This is a genomic window from Streptomyces liliiviolaceus (genome assembly GCF_018070025.1).
GTDB lineage: Bacteria > Actinomycetota > Actinomycetes > Streptomycetales > Streptomycetaceae > Streptomyces > Streptomyces liliiviolaceus.
This window is the reverse complement of record NZ_JAGPYQ010000001.1, coordinates 412,859-438,591: the sequence shown is the minus strand read 5'-3', so window position 1 is coordinate 438,591 and position 25,733 is coordinate 412,859. Positions and strand designations below refer to the sequence as shown.

Annotated in this window: 19 protein-coding genes; 15 read left to right on the top strand and 4 right to left on the bottom strand. The window is 72.6% G+C overall.

Features of this window, described 5'->3' with window-relative positions; all coding sequences use genetic code 11:
- The first annotated feature begins 339 nt into the window (after positions 1-339).
- The 4 genes from J8N05_RS01910 (at position 340) to sucD (ending at position 5,270) form a co-directional block, all read left to right on the top strand.
- Entirely contained in the window at positions 340-1,269 is a 930-nt protein-coding gene (locus tag J8N05_RS01910) for a hypothetical protein (RefSeq protein WP_210880752.1), read from the top strand.
- 223 nt (positions 1,270-1,492) lie between these two features.
- The gene (locus J8N05_RS01905; RefSeq protein ID WP_210880751.1) at positions 1,493-2,728 is read left to right on the top strand and encodes a hypothetical protein; all 1,236 of its coding nucleotides are present in this window, start codon (positions 1,493-1,495) and stop codon (positions 2,726-2,728) included.
- Positions 2,729-3,185: 457 nt separating this feature from the next.
- Positions 3,186-4,364 carry an ADP-forming succinate--CoA ligase subunit beta gene (gene sucC / locus J8N05_RS01900; protein WP_210880750.1) on the top strand — a complete coding sequence of 393 codons (1,179 nt, stop codon included), beginning with the start codon at positions 3,186-3,188 and terminating at the stop codon, positions 4,362-4,364.
- 21 nt (positions 4,365-4,385) lie between these two features.
- A complete protein-coding gene (sucD, locus tag J8N05_RS01895; protein WP_107015729.1) occupies positions 4,386-5,270 on the top strand; it encodes a succinate--CoA ligase subunit alpha in 885 nt (294 codons plus the stop codon).
- Between the two features lie 87 nt (positions 5,271-5,357).
- On the opposite strand, the gene J8N05_RS01890 is transcribed toward sucD, so the two are convergent.
- Entirely contained in the window at positions 5,358-6,242 is an 885-nt protein-coding gene (locus J8N05_RS01890; RefSeq protein WP_247706114.1) for a SigE family RNA polymerase sigma factor, read from the bottom strand.
- A 97-nt stretch (positions 6,243-6,339) separates the two neighbouring features.
- Between J8N05_RS01890 and J8N05_RS01885 the strand changes: the two genes are divergently transcribed.
- Entirely contained in the window at positions 6,340-8,523 is a 2,184-nt protein-coding gene (locus tag J8N05_RS01885) for a cell division protein PerM (RefSeq protein ID WP_407699879.1), read from the top strand.
- Positions 8,524-8,545: 22 nt separating this feature from the next.
- Here the strand turns inward: J8N05_RS01885 and J8N05_RS01880 are convergent, their stop codons facing one another.
- Positions 8,546-9,337: a hypothetical protein gene (locus tag J8N05_RS01880; RefSeq protein WP_210880748.1), complete on the bottom strand. Its 792-nt coding sequence runs from the start codon at positions 9,335-9,337 to the stop codon at positions 8,546-8,548.
- A 354-nt stretch (positions 9,338-9,691) separates the two neighbouring features.
- Here J8N05_RS01880 and purN point away from each other — a divergent pair, with 354 nt between their 5' ends.
- Both purN and purH read left to right on the top strand, forming a co-directional pair.
- A complete protein-coding gene (purN, locus tag J8N05_RS01875; protein WP_210880747.1) occupies positions 9,692-10,321 on the top strand; it encodes a phosphoribosylglycinamide formyltransferase in 630 nt (209 codons plus the stop codon).
- On the top strand, positions 10,318-11,925 hold the full coding sequence (gene purH, locus J8N05_RS01870; protein ID WP_210880746.1) for a bifunctional phosphoribosylaminoimidazolecarboxamide formyltransferase/IMP cyclohydrolase: 1,608 nt from the start codon (positions 10,318-10,320) through the stop codon (positions 11,923-11,925). Before purN ends, purH begins: the two co-directional genes overlap by 4 nt.
- Positions 11,926-12,027: 102 nt before the next feature.
- Here purH and J8N05_RS01865 read toward each other — a convergent pair whose 3' ends face one another.
- Positions 12,028-12,672 carry a hypothetical protein gene (locus J8N05_RS01865; protein WP_210880745.1) on the bottom strand — a complete coding sequence of 215 codons (645 nt, stop codon included), beginning with the start codon at positions 12,670-12,672 and terminating at the stop codon, positions 12,028-12,030.
- A gap of 297 nt (positions 12,673-12,969) precedes the next feature.
- Between J8N05_RS01865 and J8N05_RS01860 the strand changes: the two genes are divergently transcribed.
- The 4 genes from J8N05_RS01860 to J8N05_RS01845 all read left to right on the top strand — a co-directional run bounded on the left by J8N05_RS01860 (position 12,970) and on the right by J8N05_RS01845 (position 18,266).
- Positions 12,970-13,824: a bifunctional methylenetetrahydrofolate dehydrogenase/methenyltetrahydrofolate cyclohydrolase gene (locus J8N05_RS01860; RefSeq protein ID WP_107015734.1), complete on the top strand. Its 855-nt coding sequence runs from the start codon at positions 12,970-12,972 to the stop codon at positions 13,822-13,824.
- Positions 13,825-14,164: 340 nt separating this feature from the next.
- On the top strand, positions 14,165-14,605 hold the full coding sequence (locus J8N05_RS48100; protein WP_210889960.1) for a DUF3017 domain-containing protein: 441 nt from the start codon (positions 14,165-14,167) through the stop codon (positions 14,603-14,605).
- A gap of 880 nt (positions 14,606-15,485) precedes the next feature.
- Positions 15,486-16,682 (top strand): helix-turn-helix domain-containing protein, encoded by a 1,197-nt coding sequence (locus tag J8N05_RS01850; RefSeq protein ID WP_210880744.1) that lies wholly within the window; start codon positions 15,486-15,488, stop codon positions 16,680-16,682.
- 594 nt (positions 16,683-17,276) lie between these two features.
- The gene (locus J8N05_RS01845) at positions 17,277-18,266 is read left to right on the top strand and encodes a malate dehydrogenase (protein ID WP_210880743.1); all 990 of its coding nucleotides are present in this window, start codon (positions 17,277-17,279) and stop codon (positions 18,264-18,266) included.
- A gap of 54 nt (positions 18,267-18,320) precedes the next feature.
- Here the strand turns inward: J8N05_RS01845 and J8N05_RS01840 are convergent, their stop codons facing one another.
- On the bottom strand, positions 18,321-19,247 hold the full coding sequence (locus J8N05_RS01840; protein ID WP_210880742.1) for a bifunctional helix-turn-helix transcriptional regulator/GNAT family N-acetyltransferase: 927 nt from the start codon (positions 19,245-19,247) through the stop codon (positions 18,321-18,323).
- Between the two features lie 170 nt (positions 19,248-19,417).
- Between J8N05_RS01840 and J8N05_RS01835 the strand changes: the two genes are divergently transcribed.
- The 4 genes from J8N05_RS01835 to J8N05_RS01820 all read left to right on the top strand — a co-directional run bounded on the left by J8N05_RS01835 (position 19,418) and on the right by J8N05_RS01820 (position 25,733).
- Entirely contained in the window at positions 19,418-20,929 is a 1,512-nt protein-coding gene (locus J8N05_RS01835) for an aldehyde dehydrogenase family protein (RefSeq protein WP_210880741.1), read from the top strand.
- A 69-nt stretch (positions 20,930-20,998) separates the two neighbouring features.
- A complete protein-coding gene (locus J8N05_RS01830) occupies positions 20,999-22,576 on the top strand; it encodes a GMC family oxidoreductase (protein ID WP_247706112.1) in 1,578 nt (525 codons plus the stop codon).
- Complete coding sequence (locus J8N05_RS01825) at positions 22,576-23,736, top strand: quaternary amine ABC transporter ATP-binding protein (RefSeq protein WP_210880740.1); 1,161 nt, start codon at positions 22,576-22,578, stop codon at positions 23,734-23,736. Before J8N05_RS01830 ends, J8N05_RS01825 begins: the two co-directional genes overlap by 1 nt.
- Complete coding sequence (locus J8N05_RS01820) at positions 23,736-25,733, top strand: ABC transporter permease (RefSeq protein ID WP_210880739.1); 1,998 nt, start codon at positions 23,736-23,738, stop codon at positions 25,731-25,733. The genes J8N05_RS01825 and J8N05_RS01820 overlap by 1 nt, the downstream gene beginning before the upstream one ends.

Below are 25,733 nucleotides of genomic sequence, written 5' to 3'. Positions count from 1 at the left end.
GGACGGCGGAGAAAAGCGAGTGCGGAAGCGAAGGCGGAAGAGAGGGCGGGGCGGGGAGCGACGGAAAAAGCGGACATGAGTATCCATCGGTAACAGGGGGCTTGCGCTACCTCGGGAGTCCCGTGCGAGGATCGGCGGGCCTTCGGGGGCGTGCAGCCTTGCGGCCGCGCCCCACCCCGCTCCATCACACCTCGCTCCACCCCACCTTGCTCCACCACACCGCGCCCCAGCCCGCTTCACTCCACGACGTCTGCGTACCCCGCTCCGTCCTGTCCCTCCGCACGGGAGGCTCTGCCCGCCTTGGCCCTGTCAGCAGTACTGCCCGGTACCGCTCTGCGTGTGACGCGTGGAGCGGCGGGGCGGCGTGCGCTGCAAGTGGTGCTTCTGGTGGGCGGGTTGTTCGTGCTGGGGCTCCTCTGCGGGGAGCGGGCGCAGGCGGCGGACGGTGTCGGGCCGGCCAAGAAGCCTGCTGGGCTGGTCCGTTCGGTGACGGACTCGGACGTGCGACCCGTGACCGACGAAGTGCGGCACGTTGTGAGGCCGGTGACCGAGGAGGTCGTGCGCCCGGTCACCGAGCACGTCGTGCAGCCGGTGACCGAGCTGGTCGTACCGCCGGCCTCCGGGCACGTCGTCCAGCCCGTCGGTGATCTGGTGGATCAGATCACCGACGGAATAGACGGAATAGTCGGCGGAATAGCCGACGGGCTGGGCGAGGGAGCCGTCGAGCAGCCGGATCCGTCGCAGTGGTGGCCGCCGGCGTCCCAAGTGCCCACGCTGCCCGGTCTTCCCGAGCTGCCCGAGTCGTCGGTGCTGCCGCTGCCCTTGCCCCTGCCCGCGATACCCGGTCAGACCCTCCCGGCAGGCTCGGCGGCGCAGCCGCAGCAGCCCGGCGGAGCTTCGGACCAGCAGCAGGCGGCCGAGGAGCAGTCGGGCGGCGGGAGCGGCGCGGTGGTGTACGGGCCGCGGTTCGCCGGTGGCCTCGCGGCGACCGGTGACGACGCACGCCACCAGGGGCGTACCCGGAGTGCCTGGGACAACCACGTGACGGGTGCCGCGCAGGCGCCCGTGCACCAGATGCCCGACAGCGACCCCGCGGGTGCGTTGGCGCGTCATTCCGCGGTCGACAACGGGTCGCCCAGACACGGCGACGCGCAGGCCGTCACCCTGAACGAGAGGCCCCGGCCGACGCTGGTGCCCGGCGCCGCCGCGGACGTCAGCGCGGCCGGGCCCCGGGACCGGCACCGGGACATTCCGGCGTTCCCCGGCTAGGGCCGGCCTCTCCCTCCGCCGAACAGGTCTGTCCGCCTGCCCGGAGAGCGCGCCCGTCCCGGGCGTGGGTGTCGTTGCCCGACTCCCCTCACCGACTCTCTCCTCCCACCGGCGCGGCGACCCTTCCGGAGATCCGGCCCTCCTCTCCTGACGTCACGCAGACGTCTCGCAGAGGTCCCCCAGCCATTCCGAACTCTCGGTATCCGAAGGATCTGACGTACGCATGCACAAGAACTTCCGCCGTTCCCTCGTCATAGCCGCCGGTGTCTCCGGCGCGTGGGCACTCGGCTCCGCCGTCGCGAGCGCCGACGAACTGCCCGCCACCTCCGCGTCCGTACCCGATGTGTCCGTACCCGATGTGCCCGTGTCGGCGGCCGCCACGGCCGACGCAGCCGACGAGGCCGCCACGGCCGACCCCCGCCCCCAGGAGGAGATCGACTACCTCTTCGGCCCCCTGTCGGCATTCGCCGCGGAACCGAAGCCGGAGCCCGAAGCGGAGCCGGAGCCGAAGCAGGCCCTCGGTTCCGTCGACCGCTCCGCCGTCGTCGGTGAGACGGCCGACGCCGTGCTGCCGCCGGTCGCCGCCACCGCCGTACAGGGGGTCACTCCCCTCGCCGGGCACGCGGTCGGCGGTGTCGGACCCGTCGCAGGCCGGACCGTGACCGGCACCGCCCGCGTCGCCACCGGTGCCGTGGGCGACACCACCGGCCTCGCCCGCGAAGCCGTGGCCCACGTGACCCCGTACGCGACAGGCGTGGTCGCAAACGCCCGGCCGTACGCCACCGGCGTCGTCGCGGAGGTCGCCCCGTACGCGACAGGCGTGGTCGCGGACGTTCCCCCGTACGGCACCGGTCTGGTCGCCCAGGTCGGTGACGAGACCGTCGCCTCCGTCCTGCCGCCCGTCGCCGGCACGGCGGTGAGCGGTGTGCTGCCCGTCGCGGGGCGGGCGGCCGGTGACGCGACCGTCCTCGCCGCCGGTGTGGTGGGCGCCGCCCGCGACACGGGCCCCGTCGCGGGCGGCGTCGTGGACGAGGTGCCTCCGGTCGCGTACGGGGTGAGCGGCCGGGTCGGTCCGTTCGCGCGGGGCGTGGCGGGGCGGGTGCCCCCGTTCGCCGACGGTGTCGGCGGCGCGGTGCGCCCGCCGGCGGACACGGTCGTCCGGTACGTCCAGCCGGTCGTGGACGGAGTCGGCGGCAGCGCCACGACACTCGCGTACGGCGTGACGGGCGACATTCGGCCGTTCGCGTACGGAGTGGCCGGCGTGGCCGGCGAGACGGCCCCGGTCGTGACGGAGACGGCCGGACAGGCCGTCCCCCTCGCGGGCGAACTGACCGGAGCCGTCGGGTCCGGTGCCGTCCCCCTGGCCGCCGACGCGGTCGGCGGCGTCCAGGACGTGGCCGAGTCCGTCACGCCGAGCTGGCTGCCGCCCGTCCGGGGCGGTTCCGCGTACGGCGTCTGACCACCTCCGTCGCACGGCCGAGCCCGCCGGCCGGCCGTGCGGCACCCCTCCGGAAGACCTCAGCACCACCTCCGACTCCGCGGGGCGCAGGCCCGTACGGCCGAAATCCGTTCGGTCCGTCCGGGCACGACCCCGCGGTCCGGGCCGGCGGTCCTCATTGGGGTGAGGACCGCCGGCTCACGCCCCTGGGGCCACATTCAGGGGCTGTTCGCGGGGCCTCACCAGGCAAACCCCAGCCTGGTGAGGCCCTTTACTCTGGCAATCTGTGACCGTAATCACCGCCCAGGTGTGATCTGCGATTTACGACCCCACGGTCGGCGGAGATAACCTGCGAGGCGGACATGCCGCGTGCCGGCCACCGTGCTCACGCCCTCCTTGTGACCGCGCAGTCACGTTGCCCTCGCGGCACGCCCACGCAGACAACGAACCGCGAAATACCTGATAGGGACGGACGCGCGTGGACCTGTTCGAGTACCAGGCGAGGGACCTCTTCGCCAAGCACGGTGTACCGGTGCTGGCCGGTGAAGTCATCGACACGCCTGAAGGGGCGCGCGCGGCGACCGAGCGACTTGGCGGCAAGTCCGTCGTCAAGGCGCAGGTCAAGGTCGGTGGCCGCGGCAAGGCCGGCGGCGTGAAGCTGGCCGCCACCCCGGACGAGGCCGTCGCCCGCGCGACGGACATCCTCGGCATGGACATCAAGGGCCACACGGTCCACAAGGTGATGATCGCCGAGACGGCCCCGGAGATCCTTGAGGAGTACTACGTCTCGTACCTCCTCGACCGCACGAACCGCACCTTCCTCGCCATGGCGTCCGTCCAGGGCGGCATGGACATCGAGGAGGTCGCGGAGAAGACCCCCGAGGCCCTCGCGAAGGTCCCGGTCGACGCCGTCGAGGGCGTTTCGATCGAGAAGGCCCGCGAGATCGTGGCGCTGGCGAAGTTCCCGGCCGAGGTGGCCGAGAAGGTCGCCGAGATCCTCGTGACCCTGTGGGAGACCTTCGTCGCGGAGGACGCGCTCCTCCTGGAGGTCAACCCCCTCGCCAAGGTCGCCTCCGGCGCCGTGCTGGCGCTGGACGGGAAGGTCTCCCTGGACGAGAACGCCGAGTTCCGCCAGGCGGACCACGCCGCTCTTGAGGACAAGGAGTCGGCCAACCCGCTGGAGGCCGCCGCCAAGGCGAAGAACCTCAACTACGTCAAGCTCGACGGCGAGGTCGGCATCATCGGCAACGGCGCGGGTCTCGTCATGAGCACCCTCGACGTCGTCGCGTACGCCGGTGAGAACCACGGCGGCGTGAAGCCGGCCAACTTCCTCGACATCGGCGGCGGCGCCTCCGCCGCGGTCATGGCGAACGGCCTGGAGATCATCCTCGGCGACCCGGACGTCAAGTCCGTCTTCGTCAACGTCTTCGGTGGCATCACCGCCTGTGACGAGGTCGCCAACGGCATCGTCCAGGCGCTGCAGCTGCTCGCCGACAAGGGCGAGGAGGTCAGCAAGCCGCTGGTCGTGCGTCTCGACGGCAACAACGCCGAGCTGGGTCGCAAGATCCTCTCCGACGCCAACCACCCGCTGGTCCAGCGCGTGGACACCATGGACGGCGCGGCCGACAAGGCCGCCGAGCTCGCGGCCGCGAAGTAAGGGACGAGGGACAGAACAGCCATGGCTATCTTCCTCAACAAGGACAGCAAGGTCATCGTCCAGGGCATGACCGGTGCCACGGGCATGAAGCACACCAAGCTCATGCTCGCCGACGGCACGAACATCGTCGGCGGTGTGAACCCGCGCAAGGCCGGCACGTCGGTCGACTTCGACGGCACCGACATCCCCGTCTTCGGCACGGTCGCCGAGGCCATCGAGAAGACGGGCGCCAACGTGTCCGTCCTCTTCGTGCCGCCGGCCTTCTCCAAGGCCGCCGTCGTCGAGGCCATCGACGCCGAGATCCCCCTCGCGGTCGTCATCACCGAGGGCATCGCCGTCCACGACTCCGCCGCCTTCTGGGCGTACGCGAAGTCGAAGGGCAACAAGACCCGCATCATCGGCCCGAACTGCCCCGGACTCATCACCCCGGGCCAGTCCAACGCCGGCATCATCCCGGGCGACATCACGAAGCCGGGCCGTATCGGCCTGGTCTCGAAGTCCGGCACGCTGACGTACCAGATGATGTACGAGCTCCGTGACATCGGCTTCTCGTCGGCCGTCGGCATCGGTGGCGACCCGGTCATCGGTACGACGCACATCGACGCGCTCGCCGCGTTCGAGGCCGACCCCGACACCGACCTGATCGTCATGATCGGTGAGATCGGCGGCGACGCCGAGGAGCGTGCGGCGGACTACATCGCGAAGAACGTGACGAAGCCGGTCGTCGGCTACGTCGCGGGCTTCACCGCGCCCGAGGGCAAGACCATGGGCCACGCCGGCGCCATCGTCTCCGGCTCCTCCGGCACGGCCGCCGCGAAGAAGGAGGCCCTTGAGGCCGCCGGCGTCAAGGTCGGCAAGACGCCGACCGAGACGGCGAAGCTGGCCCGCGCCATCCTCGCCGGCTGACCGGCCGGTTCACCGTTCGACGGTACGCCGACGGGCCCGCACCCTCACCGGGGGTGCGGGCCCGTCCGCGTCGCCGGGCGGCGGCTCTCAGCGCAGCTGCGGTACGAGTCTGTGCGGACCCTTGCCGACCATGTCGCGCAGGGTGGCCCGCAGTTCCAGGTCCTCCTCGGACAGCGGGCCCGGGCCGGACCGAGGCGGAACCCCGGGCACCTTCGTGGCCGGGGCCTGCGGGGCCTCGTAATGATCGGGGGCCGTGTGCAGCGTGAACGCGGTGGAGCCGATGATCAGGACCGTGAAGGCGATGGCCGCGCGGGTCCAGCGGCGGGCCCGGCGCTCGCTGCCGGAGCGCACGACGACGGGCTTCGGAGCGGTCCGCAGCCGTTCCGTGCCGCCCAGCTCGGCGAGCCGCCGCCGCAGCTCCTCCTTCTCCGCCAGCTCGGGCAGCCGCCGGGCGACGGTCGCGCGCGCGTACAGCAGCCGGTTCGCCGCCGCCGGAGTGCTCGCCTCCGTCTCGGCCGCGGTCTCCGCCAGCCCGATCCCGACCCCGTCGTAGAGGAGCAGGGTCCGCCGGTACACGGGCGGCAGGCCCAGCAGTATGGACAGCAGCCGGCGGTCGTCCAGAGCGGCAGGCGGCGGCTCCGGGGCCCGGTGGCGCAGCCGCAGCCGGTGCCAGGGCGACATCGCGTACTCGTACGCCGCCGCCCGCACCCAGCCCGCCGGATCCCGGTCGACCGCCACCTCGGGCCAGCGCTGCCAGGCCAACTGGAAGGCCCGCTCCACGGACTCCCGCGCCAGCTCACGCCGCCCGGTGAGCAGATACGCCTGCCGTACGAGGGCGGGGGCGGCGTAGGCGTAGAGGGCGTCGAAGGCCTCGGCGGGCGTCAGGCCGGTGGCGGCGCCGTCGGTGTCGGTGCCGCCGGTATCGGTATCGGTGTCCGTATCGGCGTCGGTGGGGGCAGCGGTCTGCGTCACCGGGCGCCCTTCCGTACGTAAAAGTACATAAAACGTATATTGAGCGACACATCCGAGGTTCGCCTGTTACGACGGGAAAGCGCGTGTCGTTGGGAGCATGGCGGGCGTGACCCAGATGACCGATCGCAGCCCCGATCGCAGCCCGGACCGTAGCTCGGACCGCAGCCCGTCGTTGCCGCCGCCGCTCACCCGGCTGCGCGAACGGTCGCCCGGGCTGGCCGCGGGCCTGGCCGGCGGCGTGCTCGCGGCGGGCCTCGGACTGGCGGCGCTCGCCGTCCTCGTGACGGTCCTGTGGATCAGTTCGCCCTACCCGGACAGCGGTCCCGACGGGGCCCTGCACGTCGCCGCCGCGCTGTGGCTGCTGGCGCACGGCGCCGAACTCGTCCGCACGGACACGCTGTCCGGCGTACCCGCACCCATTGGTGTGACTCCGTTGCTCCTCGTCGCCCTGCCCGTGTGGCTGCTGCACCGCGCGGCGCGCGACGCGGCGGACGGCAAGGCCGACGACGGCGACGGTGACAACGACGGCGATGGCGTCGGTGACGGTGACGGGTCCGGGGCGCGGTCGCCCGCCGTTCGCGCGGCGTGGGCCGGAACCGTCGTGGGCTATCTGGCGGTCGGCGCCGCCGCCGCGGTGTACGCCGCGGGCGGCGAACCGAGCCCGTCGTGGACGTCCGTCGTCCTGTGGCCGCCGCTGCTCGTGGTGACCGCGGCCGGAGCGGGCGTCTGGACGGCGTACGGGCGGCTGCCCGGGCCGCTGCCACGGGCTCTGCGCCAGGCCCTCGACATTCTTCAGCTCGGGTCCGTCCTGCCTTCGGACGCCGGGGCGCGGCTCCTGACCGCCGTACGCGCCGCCGCCGCCGGGGCCGCGGTGCTCGTGGGCGGCGGGGTCGTCCTCGTCGGTGTCTCGCTGGTGTGGCACGGAGGCCCGGCGCGGCTGTCGTTCCTGCAGCTCACGGACAGCTGGTCGGGCCGGTTCGCGGTGCTGCTGCTGGCGCTGGCGCTCATCCCGAACGCGGCGGTGTGGGGGGCCGCGTACGCGCTCGGCCCCGGTTTCACGCTCGGGGCCGGGCATACGGCGGGTCCGTTGCTGTCCGACCCCGGCTCGCGGCTGCCCCCCTTCCCCCTGCTGGCGGCCCTTCCGGACGCCGGCCGGGGGACGGAGCTGAACTGGGCGGCGGGAGCCGTCCCCGTGGTGGCCGGCGTGGTGGTGGCGTGGTTCACGCTCAAGGCGGGGGTGCCGGGGCGCACGCGTGCGGGCGGGGGAGAGGACGCGGCCTCGGCGGCGGCCCGGCGCGCGGCGGCCTGGTCCGCCGGACGTACCGCCGGGGCCCTGGCGCTCGCGGCGGCCCTGTGCGGCCTGGCCCTCGCGGTCCTCGCGGCCCTGGCGGGCGGCCCCCTCGGTGTGGCCGCGCTCGCCGACTTCGGCCCTGTCTGGTGGCAGACGGGCCCGGCCGCGGCGCTCTGGATCGCGGCGGTGGGCCTGCCGACGGGCCTGGCCCTGCGCTCCTGGCGCCTGCGCGAGCCCCGGACCCCTCGCGTACGTTCCGCGGACCCGGGTGGCCTGCGGGGCGGCTGGGCGCGCCGGGCAGCGGGGTTCCGGGTACGCGGGCGTGGGGTACGGGGTCTCGGCGTACGGGGCCTTCGGGTTCGGCGCGCACGGGATGCCGAGGGGTCCGCCGAGGAGCAGGCGTCCGAGGGGCAGCCGACCGGGAAGCGGCCGACCGGGGAGCACTCGATCTACGAGTTCCTGGTCCACGAGCCTTCCGCGGCTCCGGTGAGGACTCCGAGCCCCGAGCCCCCGACGAACGAGCCCCCGACGAACGGGTCCCCGGGCCCGGCGTCCCCGGAGAACGGGTCTGCGACCCCCGCGCCCCCGGCACGCGAGTCTTCGCCCCCCGACTCTCCGGCGCACGAGCCGTCGGCCCAGGCACCGTCCGGCCAGGCACCGTCCGCCCAGGCACCGTCCGCCCAGATGCCACCCGCCCAAGCACCGACACCGCCACCGCCCCCGCGCACCCGGTGGTTCTCGCGGTTCCGGCCCGGGCGGCGGGCGGAGGGGGAACCCGGTGAAGCCACCGGCAGCCGTGGGAGCCGTGGGAGCGGTACGAGCCGTACCAGCCGTACGACTCCCGATCCCGACTTCGAGCCGTACGACTTCCTGCCGCCCTCCGACCTCTACGGGTCCCTCTGGAACGACGACTGGCACGACGACGTCTCACGCGAGACCCGCTGGGCGGCACTGAAGAAGGCGTCCGCCCCCGTCGACCCCCCGGACTGACGGCAGGTGCGCCCGCCCCGGGTCAGTCCTGGGTGCCCAAGAAGCCCTGCAGCTCGTCCGGCAGCAGCGAGTCGCAGGACTTCTTCGCCGTGTTGGTGAGGGAGTCGTTCACACAGGTGTAGTAGTCGCGGTACACCAGCTGGGCCGTGAACGTCGTCGCGACCAGGGCGAGCGCCAGGGACGCCGTGACGAGGCCGCTGATCGCCGCGGTGGTCTGGGGCTTCGAGTCCCGGCCGGACGGCGCCGGGGCGTCCGGGTCCGCCGCGCGCGGCTTGGCGCGCAGGGCGCTGATCGACCAGTACAGGGCCAGCGCGCCGAGCAGCAACGCCACGTACGGCCAGCTGAAGAGGGCGAAGAAGAACGCCCACATGCCGGACAGCAGCGAGTACCGTGCGCGCCGCTGTGCCGGGTCGGTCGGGTCCCAGCGCATCCCCGCGCCCGGTCCGCCGGAGCCGTCAGGACCGCCCTGGCCGCCACCGGGGCCCGAGTTGCCGGAGCCCGGCCTGTCACCGAAACGGCCGCCCTGCGCGGGGCCCGGCTGCCGGTCGCTCCACTGGCTGCCCCAGGGGGAGCTGCCGTCGTCCTGGCCGCCCCTGCCGTCCTGGCCCTGGCCGCCCGCGGGACGCCGCGGCTGCCACGGCCGGTCGGGGGTCCCCTCCGGCGGCGGGGCGAAGGGGTTGTCGTCCGAGGGGTTTCCCGGTGCGCCGGAGCCCTGCCCGCTCTCGGGCACGTCGTCGCTCTCCCGCGGCGGAGTGGGAGAGGAGCGCCGCTCGCGCAGCAGGAGCGGAGGGCGTCGGAGACTTCGGTCCGGCATCAGGTGTGCGTCTTCCCCTTGGTGGTGTCGGGCGGTGGTGATCGGTGCTGGTGACCGGCGGGCAACCGGCCACGGAGTCGGCTACGCCTCCGGGGGCTCACTTCCCGGACATTCGTACCTGTACCTCTCCCCGGTCAACGTCCCGTGTGCAAAAGGCGTTCCCCTGCTCGGACCGTCTTCCCGGGGTGGTTCCTCCCCAGACGCTACCTTCCGGCCACGCCCCCGTCCCGTGGGGGCCGCCCGGTGTGCCGGTATCGTTGCTGGCGGTCGGCCGCTTCGTAGACTTCCCCGTATCCGGGGGCGCGAAGCATTCGTACGACCGTACAAAGGCACTCCCCGAGAAAGGGCCCCGCCGTGGCCAAGGCCAAGCGCGTCGTCGTGCTGGTCTCCGGATCAGGTACGAATCTGCAGGCCCTCCTCGACGCGATCGCGTCGCAGGGAGCGGCCGGCTACGGAGCCGAGATCGTCGCGGTCGGCGCGGACCGCGAGAACATCGCGGGGCTTGAGCGCGCCGAGCGTGCCGGGCTGCCGACCTTCGTCCACCGGGTGAAGGACTACGGGACCCGTGACGAGTGGGACGCGGCCCTGGCCGAGGCCACCGGGTCGTACGCACCGGATCTCGTCGTCTCCGCCGGGTTCATGAAGATCGTGGGCAAGGAGTTCCTGGCCCGCTTCGGCGGCCGGTGCGTGAACACCCACCCCGCCCTGCTGCCCAGCTTCCCGGGGGCGCACGGCGTCCGTGACGCCCTCGCCTACGGCGCGAAGGTCACCGGGTGCACCGTCCACTTCGTCGACGACGGCGTCGACACCGGCCCGATCATCGCCCAGGGCGTGGTCGAGGTCCGCAACGAGGACTACGAAGACGATGGATCCGCTCTCCATGAGCGCATCAAGGAAGTCGAGCGAAGGCTGCTCGTCGATGTCGTGGGGCGGCTCGCCCGCAACGGCTATCGCATCGAGGGACGAAAGGTAGTTATCCAGTGACCGCCGAGAGCACAGGCAGCGCAGGCAGCGCCGGCAGCACAGACACGGCCGAGGGCAGCAAGCGCGTCATCCGGCGCGCGCTCGTCAGCGTCTACGACAAGACCGGACTCGAAGAGCTCGCCCAGGGCCTGCACGCGGCCGGCGTGGAGCTGGTCTCCACCGGATCCACCGCCGCGAAGATCGCCGCCGCCGGGGTGCCCGTCACCAAGGTCGAGGAGCTCACCGGCTTCCCCGAGTGCCTGGACGGCCGGGTCAAGACGCTGCACCCGCGCGTGCACGCGGGCATCCTCGCCGACCTGCGCCTTGAGTCCCACCGGGAGCAGCTCGCCGAGCTGGGCGTCGAGCCGTTCCAGCTGGTCGTCGTGAACCTCTACCCGTTCCGGGAGACCGTCGCCTCGGGCGCCACCCCCGACGAGTGCGTCGAGCAGATCGACATCGGCGGCCCCTCGATGGTCCGCGCCGCCGCCAAGAACCACCCGTCCGTCTCCGTGGTCACCAGCCCCGAGCGGTACGCCGACGTGCTGTCCGCGGTCCGCGACGGCGGCTTCGACCTGCACGCCCGCAAGCGGCTCGCCGCCGAGGCCTTCCAGCACACCGCCGCGTACGACGTCACCGTCGCCTCCTGGTTCGCGAGCGAGTACGCGCCCGCCGACGACTCGGGCTTCCCCGAGTTCATCGGCTCGACCTTCGAGAAGCGCAACACCCTGCGCTACGGCGAGAACCCGCACCAGGGCGCCGCGCTCTACGTCGACGGCACAGGCGGCCTGGCCGACGCGGAGCAGCTGCACGGCAAGGAGATGTCCTTCAACAACTACACGGACACGGACGCCGCGCGCCGTGCCGCGTACGACCACGACGACCCGTGCGTCGCGATCATCAAGCACGCCAACCCGTGCGGCATCGCGATCGGCGCGAACGTCGCCGAGGCGCACCGCAAGGCGCACGCCTGCGACCCGCTCTCCGCGTTCGGCGGCGTCATCGCCGTCAACCGCCCGGTCTCCAAGGAGATGGCGGAGCAGGTCGCGGAGATCTTCACCGAGGTCATCGTCGCGCCCGAGTACGAGGACGGCGCGCTGGAGGCCCTCGCCAAGAAGAAGAACATCCGCGTGCTGCGCGCCCACCAGGCCCCGTCCGCGCAGGTCGAGGTCAAGCAGATCGACGGCGGCCGGCTCCTGCAGGTCACCGACCGTCTCCAGGCCGACGGCGACGACCCGTCCTCCTGGACCCTGGCGACCGGCGACGCCCTCTCCCAGGGCGAGCTGGACGAACTGGCCTTCGCCTGGCGCGCCTGCCGGGCCGTCAAGTCCAACGCGATCCTCCTCGCCAAGGACGGCGCCTCCGTCGGCGTCGGCATGGGCCAGGTCAACCGCGTCGACTCCGCCAAGCTCGCGGTCGAGCGCGCGGGCGCCGAGCGGGCCCGGGGCTCCTTCGCCGCCTCGGACGCCTTCTTCCCGTTCCCCGACGGCCTGGAGATCCTGACCGCGGCCGGCGTCAGGGCGGTGGTCCAGCCCGGCGGTTCGGTCCGCGACGAACTGGTCGTCGAGGCGGCCAAGAAGGCCGGCGTGACCATGTACTTCACGGGGACGCGCCACTTCTTCCACTAGGACTCCGGCAGGACCCCGGTACGCGCCAGGGCCGTGTTCCCCCTCGCGAGGCGGAGCACGGCCCTTGGCGTGTGTACGGCGTGGACGCGCCGTTTCCCCAGGTCAGTACCGTGGGCGCTTGAACCAGGCCGAGGCGGCGCCGTTCACCATCGAGGCGAGGATGATGCCTGCGATGGCCAGCGAGATGATCCCGCCGAAGGTGACGGAACCGCCGCCGCCCTGCACGAGGTTGCTGAGACCGCCGAGGATCATCAGCGACGCGTACACGATCGTCGTGACGCGGATGCCGGTGCCGCCGGTCTTGAACTTCACGCCCAGGAAGATCGACAGGGCGCCGACACCGACCAGGAACACCGCGAGCACGAAGCCCAGGCCCGCGAGGGTGTCGGTGTCGTCACCGCTGCCGAAGCCGTTCGACGCGTCCTGCGCGGCGCCGACGGCTATGCCGGCGATGATCCCGAACAGGATCTGCAGGCCCGCCAGGATGAACAGCAGGACGCGCGCGGTCTTCATCAGACCCGGCATCTCCATCGGCATGTAGTTCCCGCCCGGGTAACCGGGGTACGCCTGCTGCTGCGGGTAGCCGTAGTTGTAGCCGGGCTGCTGCGGGGCGCCCTGCGGGTAGCCGTAACCGGGCTGGCCCTGGGGCGGGTAGCCGGGCTGGCCCTGCGGCTGCTGCGGCGGATATCCGGGCTGCTGGCCCTGGGGAGGCGGGCCGTAGGGGTTGTTCGGATCGCCGAAACTCATGGCGTCTTTCCTCCGTCGTTGCGTCAAGTGCGGGGACGACGCGGCACATTTCGGAGGAAAGTTCTACAGATGCGGTTCGTCCCCCCGGTACTGTCCGCGGCACTGTGTCATTCATCGTCCTTAACGCGTCACTTATTTGTCCAGCCGGATACCGGCTGTGTTGTGCAAGTGCAACCTCGTCGATCATGGGGCGAAGCGGGACAGCGACGGGGCGGGACGGGGTGTCGGGGGAGGCCGGGGAGCGTGGGCGGGGGGCCGGATTGGAACCGGGGCCCCGTCATCCGCGAGGATGGGCCCATGACCGCCCAGATTCTCGATGGCAAGGCCACCGCAGCCGCGATCAAGTCCGATCTGACCGTCCGCGTGGCGGCCCTGAAGGAGAGGGGCATCACGCCCGGACTCGGGACCGTCCTGGTCGGTGAGGACCCCGGCAGCCAGAAGTACGTCGCGGGCAAGCACCGCGACTGCGCGCAGGTCGGTATCGCCTCCATCCAGCGTGAACTGCCCGCGACCGCCACGCAGGAGGAGATCGAGGCGGTCGTCCGCGAGCTCAACGAGGACCCGGCCTGCACCGGGTACATCGTCCAGTTGCCGCTTCCCAAGGGCATCGACGAGAACCGCATCCTCGAACTGATGGACCCGGACAAGGACGCGGACGGGCTCCACCCGATGAACCTCGGCCGTCTCGTCCTGAACGAGCCGGCCCCGCTGCCCTGCACCCCGAACGGCGTCCTCACCCTGCTCCGGCAGTACGGAGTGGAGATCAAGGGCGCGGAGGTCGTGGTCGTCGGCCGTGGTGTGACCATCGGCCGGTCGATGCCGCTGCTGCTCACGCGGCGCTCGGAGAACGCGACGGTCACGCAGTGCCACACCGGTACGCGTGATCTGGCCGCGCATCTGCGTCAGGCCGACATCATCGTGGCCGCGGCGGGGTCCGCGCACCTGATCCGCCCCGAGGACGTGAAGCCGGGGGCGGCCGTCCTCGACGTCGGCGTCTCCCGCAACGCCGAGGGCAAGATCGTGGGCGACGTGCACCCCGGGGTGGCCGAGGTCGCCGCGTGGATCTCGCCGAACCCGGGCGGAGTGGGCCCGATGACCCGCGCCCAGCTGCTCGTCAACGTGGTCGAGGCGGCGGAACGCAGTGCCGGCTGACCGCGAGCCGGCGATCCCGGCGGAGAAGACCGTGCCCTCGACGCAGAAGACCGTGACCCCGGCGGAGAACGGGGCCCGGGGGCAGGACGACGCCCCGGCCCCGGCCACGACGTCGGCCCCGGTTCCGGCCGAGGCGTCGGCGTCGGTCCCGGCTCCGGGAGCGGCCTCGGACCCGGCCCCGGCTGCGGGATCGGTCTCGAAAACGGCTACGGCTCCGGATGCGGCCCCGGCTACGGCGCCCGACTCGGAGTCGGAAGCGGCCTCCGGGGCGGATGCGGGAGCCGGTTCGGCTTCGGAGGGGGCGTCGGAAGCGGGCGCCGGGGGCGAGCAGGGTGATGACCTGACCGTTCGCGATGCCGTCAGTGCGCCCGGGCCCGACGGGGAGCCCCGGCGGGTCACGCGGCGGTTCCCCCTGTTCACCCGGGACACCGCACGGCCCGAGGGCGGCGGCAGGGCGGCCCCCCGCGACGCGCCCGCGCCCGCACGGCAGTGGCCCATCCTCGCGGTCACCGGCCTGGTCGGACTCGGACTGCTGCTGACCGCGCTCGACGCGTTCAAGGCGGGGACCCTGCTGATCGGCGTCGCGCTGCTCGCGGGCGCCGCCATGCGCTGGGTGCTGCCCGACGTGGGCATGCTCGCCGTCCGCTCCCGGTTCACGGACCTTGTCACGTACGGCGTCCTGGGAGCGACCATCGCACTGCTCGCGATGATGGCGCAGCCGAATCCCTGGCTGGAGCTTCCGTTCCTGGACGACACGCTGCACTTCACGATCAGGACGTGAACGGGTGCGCTCCGCTTGGTGCCTTCGGGGTTGAGCGTCGTGGGGATCTGACCGTTCGTCGTGGCTGAGCGCGCGGTTCCCCGCGCCCCTTCGGGGCGTCCGGCTGAGCGCGCAAATCCTCGCGTCCCTTCGGGGCGTCCGGCTTCGGGCGTTTGGAGCGGCGGCGCCCGTCCGCTCCCCCGAAGCGCGGAGGGGCGCCGCCTGGGTCAAGGGTCATGGACGTGCCAACGGCCGTTCAATACCTGTCAGTCGCCTGTGGCAGGGCGGTGACCGTTCCGGCACCTCCCGCGCGCGGGGCGCGCAAAACGTGTCCTCGCCGGTACCGGTCGCCCAGGACGCCGTACGCGCCACCGGTTCCGTCGATAGCCTGGCGGACCGACCGCGGCCGTCGCCTCATCGTGACGGCGGCGAGCGGTCGACGATCCGATCTGCCCCTGGTGTGCGTGTGATCCCCCTGAAGCCGCGAGTGACGCACGAGAACGTGCATGTGTTCCCTGCGTGTCGATATGTTGACAAGTTCGGGGAAGGGTCGCGATCACTGCCAAGTCCATGGATACCGTGGACAACATGGGCAAGCGGGATGCTCTCGGACGTCCCCGTGCACGTCTGCGTGCACGATCCCGCGCATGCCCCCGTCCAGCGGCCGGTCCAGTGGCCCGGCCGACCCGTCAGCCGGGGGACAAGTCGGTGGGACACTGGACCGCAGACCAGGGGGCATGCGACGGTGCATGCCCACAGGCCCGAATGCTCCCGTGCGCCCCCCTCCCGGGAACTGAGATCCTGACCGAACGCATCCCTGTGGGTAGCCGGAACGGGGACTCGGCAAGGGCTTCACACGCGGGAAAAGACCAGCACGTACGGGGGGAAGAGGGGGGTACCAATGCCTCGTTGGAGGCCCTTGCCGGATGAACTCGATCCGCAGGTAAGGGAGTTCGCCAGTCAGTTGCGCCGACTTGTCGACCGCGGTGGGCTGAGCATCGCCGCCGTGGCCGACCGCACGGGATACAGCAAGACGTCCTGGGAGCGGTATCTGAACGGCCGCCTGCTCGCGCCCAAGGGCGCGATCGTGGCGTTGGCCGAGGTGACCGGGACCAATCCCGTCCATCTGACGACGATGTGGGAGCTCGCCGAGCGCGCCTGGAGCCGTTCGGAGATGCGCCACGACATGACCATGGAGGCGATCCGGATCTCCCAGGCGCGCGCCGCGCTGGGGGAGTTCGGGCCGACTCCGGCCAAGGGGGGAAAGAGCGGGAAGCAGGCGCGCGCCGGGGGAAGCACGACCGCGCCCAAGCCGGGTATCGCGGGCCCGGCCGGAGTGTCACCCACCGTGCCCCCGCAGAGCCCGGCGCAGGGGGACGAGCGCAGGCCGTCGTACGGCGCCGGGGCCGGTGCCGGCGAGGGTGCCGGCGCGAGGACCGGTGCGGATGCGCGGGGCGGCGGTTGGGGAGTCGTCGCCTCGCCCCCGGGAGCGTACGGGCCGTCCGGCTCGGCCGGTCCTGTGGGATCCGGCGGTCCTGCGGGACCCGGCGGTCCGGCCGGGGGCGCGCCCCCGGCCGCGGGGCGGAGAACCGGCGGTTCGCCCGACGGGCAGGGGCGCAAGCGGCGGCTCACCATGTTCCTCGCCGGCGTCGTGGGCGCGCTCGTGGTGGTGGCCGCGGCCGTGTACCTCACGAGCTCCGGCGGTGACGAGGGCAAGAACGAGGCCAAGCCGAGCCCGAGTCCGACGGTGAGCAAGGAACTGCCGGCCGGTGTCGAGTGCAGCGGCACGGACTGCGCGGGCAAGGACCCGGAGAACATGGGCTGCGGCGGGACGCTGGCGCAGACCGTGGAGAAGGCCGTCGTCGGCACCGCCCAGGTCGAGGTCCGGTACAGCGAGACGTGCGGCGCCGCCTGGGCCCGTATCACCGCGGCCGGAGCGGGGGACACGGTCCGGATATCGGCCGGGTCGGCCGCCGCGCAGACCGCCGAGGTCGAGACGGACACCGACGCCTACACGCCGATGGTCGCGGTGAAGAGCGCCACCGGGGCGAAGGCCTGCGCGACGCTCGCGTCGGGCGTGGAGGGCTGCACGAAGTAGGCGGACGCGTCACCGGACGCGACCAGGACGGGCGCCCGACTCCCTTGAGCCGGGCGCCCGTTGCCGTGAGGGAGGAATGGGCGGCGTGCTTCGGGGCAGGCGGACCGTACCCCCACGGGAGTCCGGCGTTATTTCGGCAAGGTGGCAGCCCCCGCGCTGCCGACCGGCACCCCCACCTGGTGGCGGTCGTTGGCCCACTCTCCCGGATCAACGGCCGCCACCTCCCTCTCAAGGGCGCGGGGGTGTCTTCGGAGGGGCGCAGCCCCTTCAGGGGCGCGGGGAACGGCGCGACCAGCCCCCACCGCCCCGCACCCGACAACGCACCAAACCAGCCGGGCGCAGCCCACACGGCTCCGCCACCCGCCGGGCGCAGCCCACACCGCTCCGCCACCCGCCGGGCACGGCCCTGTGGGACGCCCCACATCGGCCCCGGCCGTCCGGGATCCCGGATGCGCGATAGCCTGACCGCTGGATCTCTCTTGACGCCGAGAGATCGATCATCGGCACCGGTGATCGATCATCGCGCCGCCAGGGCCGGGATCCCGCACCCCGGGGCAGGGACGCCCCACCGTCAGCTGCCATACGGAGAACGCCATGACCCGCACTCCCGTGAACGTCACCGTCACCGGCGCGGCCGGCCAGATCGGTTACGCCCTGCTCTTCCGCATCGCCTCCGGCCAGCTGCTCGGCGCGGACGTGCCGGTCAAGCTGCGTCTGCTGGAGATCACGCCGGCGCTGAAGGCCGCCGAGGGCACCGCCATGGAGCTCGACGACTCCGCCTTCCCGCTTCTTCAGGGCATCGACATCACCGACGACCCGAACGTGGCCTTCGACGGCACGAACGTCGGTCTGCTCGTCGGCGCCCGCCCCCGTACCAAGGGCATGGAGCGCGGTGACCTCCTGGAGGCCAACGGCGGCATCTTCAAGCCCCAGGGCAAGGCCATCAACGACAACGCCGCGGACGACGTCAAGATCCTCGTCGTCGGCAACCCGGCCAACACCAACGCCCTCATCGCCCAGGCCGCCGCCCCGGACGTACCGGCGGAGCGTTTCACCGCGATGACCCGCCTGGACCACAACCGCGCGCTCACGCAGCTCGCGAAGAAGACCGGCTCCACGGTCGCGGACATCCAGCGCCTCACCATCTGGGGCAACCACTCCGCCACCCAGTACCCCGACATCTTCCACGCCACGATCGCCGGCAAGAACGCCGCCGAGACCGTGAACGACGAGAAGTGGCTGGCCGAGGAGTTCATCCCGACCGTCGCCAAGCGCGGTGCGGCCATCATCGAGGCCCGTGGCGCCTCCTCCGCCGCCTCGGCCGCGAACGCCGCCATCGACCACGTGCACACCTGGGTCAACGGCACGGCGGACGGCGACTGGACCTCCATGGGCATCCCGTCCGACGGTTCGTACGGTGTTCCGGAGGGTCTCATCTCCTCCTTCCCCGTCACCACGAAGGACGGCTCGTACGAGATCGTCCAGGGTCTCGACATCAACGAGTTCTCCCGCGCGCGCATCGACGCGTCGGTGCAGGAGCTCGCGGAGGAGCGCGAGGCGGTCCGCGCCCTCGGCCTCATCTAGGGCCGCTCACCTCTGAGCCGTTCCACCACTGATCCCCGGGCGCCCGCCCGGGGATCAGTGCGTTCCGGGCCCCTCGCCGACAGGGGTGAGCGGCTTCTCGAACCAGTACCCGGCGTGCGGGTTGTCGTCGTACGCCGGGATCTCGGTGTATCCGCCGCTCCGGTACATCGCCGCCGCCTCCTTGAGCACCTTGTGCGTGTCCAGGCGTACGACGCGATGGCCGCGCTCGGCCGCCACCTGCTCCAGCCCCGTCAGCAGCCGGTGTCCGAGGCCCAGCCCGCGCGCCTGCGGGTGCACCCACAGATGCCGGATCTCGGCCGTCCCCGCGTCGAGCGCGCACAGCGCCCCGCAGCCGACGGCACGTTCCTCCTCGTACGCGACGAGGAGCGCGGCGATCCGCTCCGGCGGTACGAGGTCGGTGGCGGCGTACCCCTCGGGGAACCGTCCGTCGAGTTCGGCGGCGTAGGCGGCGAGGCAGGCGCGGGCGTCGGGCGAGGCCGCCCCGACGGGCCGTACCGTGATCGCGGCCAGCCGCAGCAGCCGCTCGGTGACCGCGACCGCCTCGGTCAGCCGGCCCCGCTGGGTCTCGGTCAGCCCGCGCAGCAGCCCCTCGGCGAGGTCGTCCGCGCGGCGGTTCTGCTCCGCCAGCTCCGCCCGCCCGGCCGGGGTCGGCTCCGCGAGGCGCAGTCTGCTGTCCGCCGGGTGCACGGTGACCCGTACGAGCCCCTGTTTCTCCAGCGCGCGCACCATCCGGCTCAGGTAGCCGGCGTCGAGGCCGAGCCGGGTCCGCAGCTCCCGCAGGGACGCGCCGGCTCCGATCTCGTACAGCAGCCGGGCCTCGCCGAGGGGCCGGTCCTGCCCGAGGTAGTGGTCGTCGAGCACACCGATCCGGCGCGTGAAGTAGCGGTTGAAGCTACGCAGGGCGGTCACGTGGGCCGCGGACACCCCGGGTCCGGGGACGGGCGCTGATACCGGCTCCATAATCTTTGACTTTAGTCAAAGAACGATGAGGGTGTCCATGTTTCGGGCGGCTTGTCAGTGACCCCGCGCACTTCGGAGACAGGGCGCGCATGACATCCGGGCCGAGGGGCAGGTGCACCCGGCCCCGAGAGTGACGGGCACGGAACAGGAACGGAAGGCAGCACCGGATCATGTCGGGACACCAGGCGCAGCAGACGATTCACGTGGACGGCGAGTGGCGCGCGGCCGCCTCGGGAGCCCTACGGGACATCCTCGACCCGGCGGACGCGAAGCCGTTCGCCCAGGTCGCCGAGGGCGGGGTGCCCGACACGGACGCCGCCGTCGAGGCCGCCCGGCACGCCTTCGACCACGGACAGTGGCCCCGCACGCCCGTCACCGAGCGGGCCGCCCTCCTGCGCCGCGTCGCCGACCTCCTCGTCCGCGACCGCGAGAAGCTCGGGCTCCTGGAGAGCCGGGACGCGGGCAAGACGCTGGAGGAGGGGCGGGTCGACATCGACTGCGTCGCCGACGCCTTCCGGTACTTCGCCGATCTCGTCGTCGCAGAGGGCGGCGGCCGGGTCGTCGACGCCGGTTCGGACGACATCCACAGCGTCGTCGTGCACGAGCCCGTCGGCGTCTGCGCGATGATCACGCCCTGGAACTACCCGCTGCTGCAGGCCAGCTGGAAGGTGGCTCCGGCCCTCGCCGCGGGGAACACCTTCGTCCTCAAACCCAGCGAGATCACCCCGCTGACCACCGTCGCCCTCATCGAACTGCTCGTCGAGGCCGGGCTGCCCGCCGGAGTGGCCAACCTCGTCACCGGCCCCGGACACAGCGTCGGCGCCCGGCTCGCCGAGCACCCCGGCGTCGACCTCGTCTCCTTCACCGGCGGCCTCGCCAGCGGTACGAAGGTCGCGCAGGCCGCCGCCCTCACCGTGAAGAAGGTCGCCCTCGAACTCGGCGGCAAGAACCCCAACGTCGTCTTCGCCGACTCCTGCGCCACCGAGGAGGGCTTCGACACCGCCGTCGACCAGGCCCTGAACGCCGCGTTCATCCACAGCGGCCAGGTCTGCTCGGCGGGCTCCCGGCTGATCATCGAGGAGTCGGTCCGCGACCGGTTCGTCGCCGAACTGGTGCGCCGCGCCGAGCTGATCCGGCTCGGCCGCGGCACCGAGGAGGGCGTCGAGTGCGGCCCGCTCGTCTCCGCCGAACAGCGCGAGAAGACCGAGGGGTACGTGGCCGCCGCCCTGGCCGAGGGCGCGGTGCTGCGGACCGGCGGCGCCCGCCCCGACCCCTCCGACCGGCTCCCCGCGACCGGCTACTTCTACGAGCCGACCGTCCTCGACCAGTGCCACCGCGAGATGCGCGTCGTACGGGAGGAGGTCTTCGGGCCCGTCCTGACGGTGGAGACCTTCCGTACGGAGGACGAGGCCGTGGCGCTCGCCAACGACACGGAGTACGGACTCGCGGGAGGCGTCTGGACCGCCGACGCGGGGCGCGCCCGGCGCGTGGCAGGACGGCTGCGGCACGGCACCGTCTGGATCAACGACTTCCACCCCTACCTCCCGCAGGCGGAGTGGGGCGGCTTCGGCAAGAGCGGCGTCGGCCGCGAGCTGGGTCCCGCGGGGCTCGCCGAGTACCGCGAGACGAAGCACGTCTACCAGAACCTCGCGCCGAAGCCGGTCCGCTGGTTCGCGGGCTGACGCCCGGCACCTCTTCAACGGCCCTCACGCCGCCCCCCCACCTCACAAGGCCCCCTGGAGCGCCACCGCATGCCCGAAAACAAGCGCGAGCCCGACAGCACGTACACGCACACGTATGAGCCCGAGCACGAGCACACGTACGACTACGTCGTCATCGGCGGCGGCACCGCGGGATCCGTCATCGCCTCCCGTCTCACCGAGAACCCCGAGGTCACCGTCGCCGTCATCGAGGGCGGCCCCAGCGACGTGGACCGGGACGACGTCCTGACCCTGCGCCGCTGGATGGGCCTGCTCGGCGGCGAGCTGGACTACGACTACCCGACGACCGAGCAGCCGCGCGGCAACTCGCACATCCGGCACAGCCGCGCCCGGGTCCTCGGCGGCTGCTCCTCGCACAACACCCTCATCGCGTTCAAGCCGCTGCCGTCCGACTGGGACGAGTGGGAGGCGGCGGGCGCCGAGGGCTGGGGTTCGGTCCCGATGGAGGCGTACTTCCCGCGGCTGCGCAACAACATCGTGCCGGTCGACGAGAAGGACCGGAACGCCATCGCCCGCGACTTCGTGGACGCGGCGCAGTCGACGCTCGGCGTGCCGCGCGTGGAGGGCTTCAACAAGAAGCCGTTCACCGAGGGCGTCGGCTTCTTCGACCTCGCGTACCACCCGGAGACCAACAAGCGCTCCAGCGCGTCCGTCGCCTATCTGCACCCCTTCATGGACGAGCGGCCCAACCTCCACCTGTATCTGGAGACCTGGGCGAACAAGCTGGAGCTGGACGGCACCCGGGCCCGCGGGGTCCACGTGACGACGAAGGACGGCGACGAACTCCTCGTACGGGCCCGTCGGGAGGTCCTGCTGTGCGCCGGCGCCGTCGACTCGCCCCGGCTGCTGCTGCACTCCGGCGTCGGGCCGCGCGCGGACCTCGAACAGCTCGGCATACCCGTGGCCCACGACCTGCCGGGCGTCGGCGAGAACCTGCTCGACCACCCCGAGTCGGTCATCGTCTGGGAGACGGACGGGCCGATCCCCGAGAACTCCGCGATGGACTCCGACGCGGGCCTGTTCGTCCGGCGGGACCCCGAACGGGCGGGCCCCGACCTGATGTTCCACTTCTACCAGATCCCGTTCACGGACAATCCGGAGCGCCTCGGCTACGAACGCCCCGCGCACGGCGTCTCGATGACCCCCAACATCCCCAAGCCGCGCAGCCGCGGCCGGCTCTACCTGACCAGCGCCGACCCGGCCCAGAAGCCCGCCCTCGACTTCCGCTACTTCACGGACGAGGACGACTACGACGGCCGCACCCTCGTCGACGGCATCAAGATCGCCCGCGAGATCGCGAAGAGCGAACCGCTCGCGCACTGGCTCACCCGCGAGGTGTGCCCCGGCCCCGACGTCACCGGCGACGAGGAACTGGGCGAGTACGCGCGCAAGGTCGCCCACACCGTGTACCACCCGGCGGGCACCTGCCGGATGGGCGCGGCCGACGACCGACTCGCCGTCGTGAACCCCGAACTGCGGGTCCGCGGCCTCGACGGCCTCCGGATCGCCGACGCGTCCGTCTTTCCGACCATGCCCGCCGTGAACCCGATGATCGGGGTCCTCATGGTCGGCGAGAAGTGCGTGGACCTGCTGGGAGGCGGTGCGTGATGAGTACGACGACCACTGTTCAGGAAGCCGCCGCCGAGCGCGCGGGTGCCGAGGACGCCAAGGGTGCCGAGCCCGTCTTCTCCGTCGACGGCCTGTGGAAGGTCTTCGGCCCCAAGGCCGACCGGGTCCCCGCCGACCCCGAACTCGCCGCACTCTCCGCCGCCGAACTCCGCTCCCGCACCGGCTGCACGGCCGCCGTACGGGATGTGAGCTTCGATGTGCGCAAGGGCGAGGTCTTCGTCGTCATGGGCCTGTCCGGCTCGGGCAAGTCGACTCTCGTCCGCTGTCTGACCCGGCTCATCGAGCCGACCGCCGGCACGATCGCCATCGACGGCGAGGACGTGCGCGCGATGGACCGGGCGCGGCTGCGCGCCCTGCGCCGCCACCGTGCCGCCATGGTCTTCCAGCACTTCGGCCTGCTCCCGCACCGCTCCGTCCTCGACAACGTCGCGTACGGGCTTGAGGTCCAGGGCGTGCCGAAGCGCGAACGGCGGGCGAAGGCGCAGGAGGTCGTCGCCAAGGTCGGCCTCGAAGGCATGGAGCAGCGCAGGCCCGGTCAGCTCTCCGGCGGCCAGCAGCAGCGGGTGGGTCTCGCGCGGGCGCTGGCGGTGGATCCCGAGGTCCTGCTCTTCGATGAACCGTTCAGTGCTCTCGATCCGATGATTCGACGAGACATGCAGGAGGAGGTGATCCGGTTGCACGGCGAGGAGGGCCGCACGATGGTGTTCATCACGCACGACCTGAACGAGGCGCTGCGCCTGGGCGACCGGATCGCCCTCATGCGCGACGGCCGTATCGTCCAGCTGGGCACGCCCGAGGAGATCGTGGGCTCGCCGGCCGACGACTACGTACGCGAGTTCGTCCGGGACGTGCCGCGCGAGCAGGTCATGACGGTCCGCAGAGCCATGCGGGCCGCGTCGGCGCAGGAGGCCGGCGAGGGTCCGGCGCTGTCGCCGGAGGCCACGGTCTCGCAGGCCATCGAGGCGGTCGCGCGCTCCGGACAGACCGCCCGCGTGGTCGACCAGGGGCGCTGCCTCGGAGTCGTGGACTCGGACGCGCTGCTGGAGGTGGTGGCGGGGACGGCCAACGGGTCGGCGGGGTCGGCCGGGTCCGCCGGTTCGGCCGGGTCCGCCGGGCTGGCTCGCGAAGGGGTGGCCTGATGGCCACTGCCACCGCGCCCGCTCCCCGTACGGCCCTGCCCGGCTTCCTCGGCGTCCTCCGGCGCCCGGCCGTCGGCAAGCTCCTCCTGCTCGCCGTCGCCGCGGCCGTCCTCGTCCCGCTCGCCGACTCCCGCTGGGCGAGCGGCAGTTGGCCGGGCGCCCTCACCGTCGACCTCACCGAACCCCTCGGCAGGGCCAGCACCTGGATCATCGACAACCGCGACAGCCACCCGCTGTTCCTCTACTTCTTCGGGCACGTCTCGAACGCGGTCGTCCTCGCCGTACGCGCCGTCTACCTCGTCCTGCTCGCCGCGGGCTGGGCGGGCGTCACGGCCGCGGCGGCCCTGGTCGCCTGGCGGGTCGCCGGGGTACGGCTCGCGCTCGGCACGGCCGCCGCGGTCCTGACCTGCGGGCTGCTCGGTATGTGGGTGCCCACCATGCAGACCCTCGCGCTCATGGTGGTCGCGGTCCTCGCGTCCGTCGCCCTGGGCGCGCTGCTGGGCCTCGCCGCCGGACTCTCCGACCGCACGTACCGCGCCCTGCGGCCCGTCCTCGACACCATGCAGGTGCTCCCGGCCTTCGCGTACCTCCTGCCGGTCGTCCTCGTCTTCGGCATCGGCGTCCCGGCCGCGGTGCTCGCCACCGTCGTGTACGCGGCCCCGCCCATGGCCCGCCTCACCGCCCTCGGGCTGCGCGGCGCCGACGCCGGGGTGATGGAGGCCGTCGAGTCCCTGGGCACCACCGCACGGCAGCGGCTGTTCACGGCCCGGCTGCCGCTCGCCCGCAAGGAACTCCTGCTCGGACTCAACCAGACCATCATGATGGCCCTGTCGATGGCCGTCATCGCGTCCGTCATCGGCGCGGGCGGCCTCGGCGACCGCGTCTACCAGGCACTCGCCTCGGTCGACGTGGGCGCCGCGCTCGCCGCCGGTATCCCGATCGTGCTGCTCGCGGTCGTCCTGGACCGGGTGACCGGAGCGGCGGGATCGGAGGGATCGGCGGGCTCGGCGGCTTCGGCGGGGGAGGGGTCCGAAGGGACCGGCTCCCTCTGGACCGGCCGGCGCGGCTGGGCGCTGGCCGCCGTCGCCGCGGTGGCCGTCGCGGTCGCCGGGCGTCTGGCCGGCCGGCTCGACTGGCCCGAGACATGGATCGTGGACATCGCCGAGCCGGTGAACCGCGCCGTCGACTGGATGACCGCCCACCTCTACTCCGGCGTCCCCTACGTGGGCGGCACCGCCGACTGGGCGGCCCACTTCACCACCGGCGTCCTCAACCCGGTGCGCGACGGCCTCCAGTGGCTGCCCTGGTGGGCGGTCCTGCTGACCGTCGCCGCGCTCGCCTGGCTGATCGGCACCTGGCGCACCGCCCTGACCGCCGTCCTCGCGATGGCCGCGATCGGAGTGCTCGGCGTGTGGCAGCCGTCCCTCGACACGCTCTCGCAGGTCCTCGCGGCGGTCGCGGTCACGCTGGTTCTCGGCTTCGGCACGGCCGTCGCGGCGGCCCGCAGCGAGCGCTGCGAACGCCTCCTGCGCCCCGTCCTCGACGTCTTCCAGACGATGCCGCAGTTCGTCTACCTCATACCCGTCGTGGCGCTCTTCGGCGTCGGCCGTGCCCCCGCGGTCGCCGCCGCGGTCGTCTACGCCCTGCCCGCCGTCGTCCGCATCACCACGCAGGGCCTGCGCAACGTGGACCCGGCGGCCATGGAGTCCTCGCGCTCCATGGGCGCGACCGGCTGGCAGCAACTGCGCCAGGTCCAGCTGCCGCTGGCCCGCCCCGCCCTGCTGCTCGCCGTGAACCAGGGCGTCGTCCTCGTCCTCGCCGTCGTCATCATCGGCGGCCTGGTCGGCGGCGGCGCGCTCGGTTACGACGTCGTGTTCGGGCTTGCCCAGGGCGACCTGGCCACGGGTCTGGTGGCCGGCGCGGCGATCGTCTGCCTCGGCCTGATGCTCGACCGGGTCACGCAACCGACGCGGCGCCGTACGAAGAAGGGAGCCTGA

Excerpts from the sequence above, each read along its gene's own strand:
- J8N05_RS01905 (WP_210880751.1), top strand. The coding sequence starts at position 1,493 with ATGCACAAGAACTTCCGCCGTTCCCTCGTCATAGCCGCCGGTGTCTCC.
- sucD (WP_107015729.1), top strand. The coding sequence starts at position 4,386 with ATGGCTATCTTCCTCAACAAGGACAGCAAGGTCATCGTCCAGGGCATG.
- J8N05_RS01885 (WP_407699879.1), top strand. The coding sequence starts at position 6,340 with ATGGCGGGCGTGACCCAGATGACCGATCGCAGCCCCGATCGCAGCCCG.
- J8N05_RS01880 (WP_210880748.1), bottom strand. The coding sequence starts at position 9,337 with ATGCCGGACCGAAGTCTCCGACGCCCTCCGCTCCTGCTGCGCGAGCGG.
- J8N05_RS01865 (WP_210880745.1), bottom strand. The coding sequence starts at position 12,672 with ATGAGTTTCGGCGATCCGAACAACCCCTACGGCCCGCCTCCCCAGGGC.
- J8N05_RS01860 (WP_107015734.1), top strand. The coding sequence starts at position 12,970 with ATGACCGCCCAGATTCTCGATGGCAAGGCCACCGCAGCCGCGATCAAG.
- J8N05_RS01850 (WP_210880744.1), top strand. The coding sequence starts at position 15,486 with ATGCCTCGTTGGAGGCCCTTGCCGGATGAACTCGATCCGCAGGTAAGG.
- J8N05_RS01845 (WP_210880743.1), top strand. The coding sequence starts at position 17,277 with ATGACCCGCACTCCCGTGAACGTCACCGTCACCGGCGCGGCCGGCCAG.
- J8N05_RS01840 (WP_210880742.1), bottom strand. The coding sequence starts at position 19,247 with ATGGAGCCGGTATCAGCGCCCGTCCCCGGACCCGGGGTGTCCGCGGCC.
- J8N05_RS01835 (WP_210880741.1), top strand. The coding sequence starts at position 19,418 with ATGTCGGGACACCAGGCGCAGCAGACGATTCACGTGGACGGCGAGTGG.
- J8N05_RS01830 (WP_247706112.1), top strand. The coding sequence starts at position 20,999 with ATGCCCGAAAACAAGCGCGAGCCCGACAGCACGTACACGCACACGTAT.
- J8N05_RS01825 (WP_210880740.1), top strand. The coding sequence starts at position 22,576 with ATGAGTACGACGACCACTGTTCAGGAAGCCGCCGCCGAGCGCGCGGGT.
- J8N05_RS01820 (WP_210880739.1), top strand. The coding sequence starts at position 23,736 with ATGGCCACTGCCACCGCGCCCGCTCCCCGTACGGCCCTGCCCGGCTTC.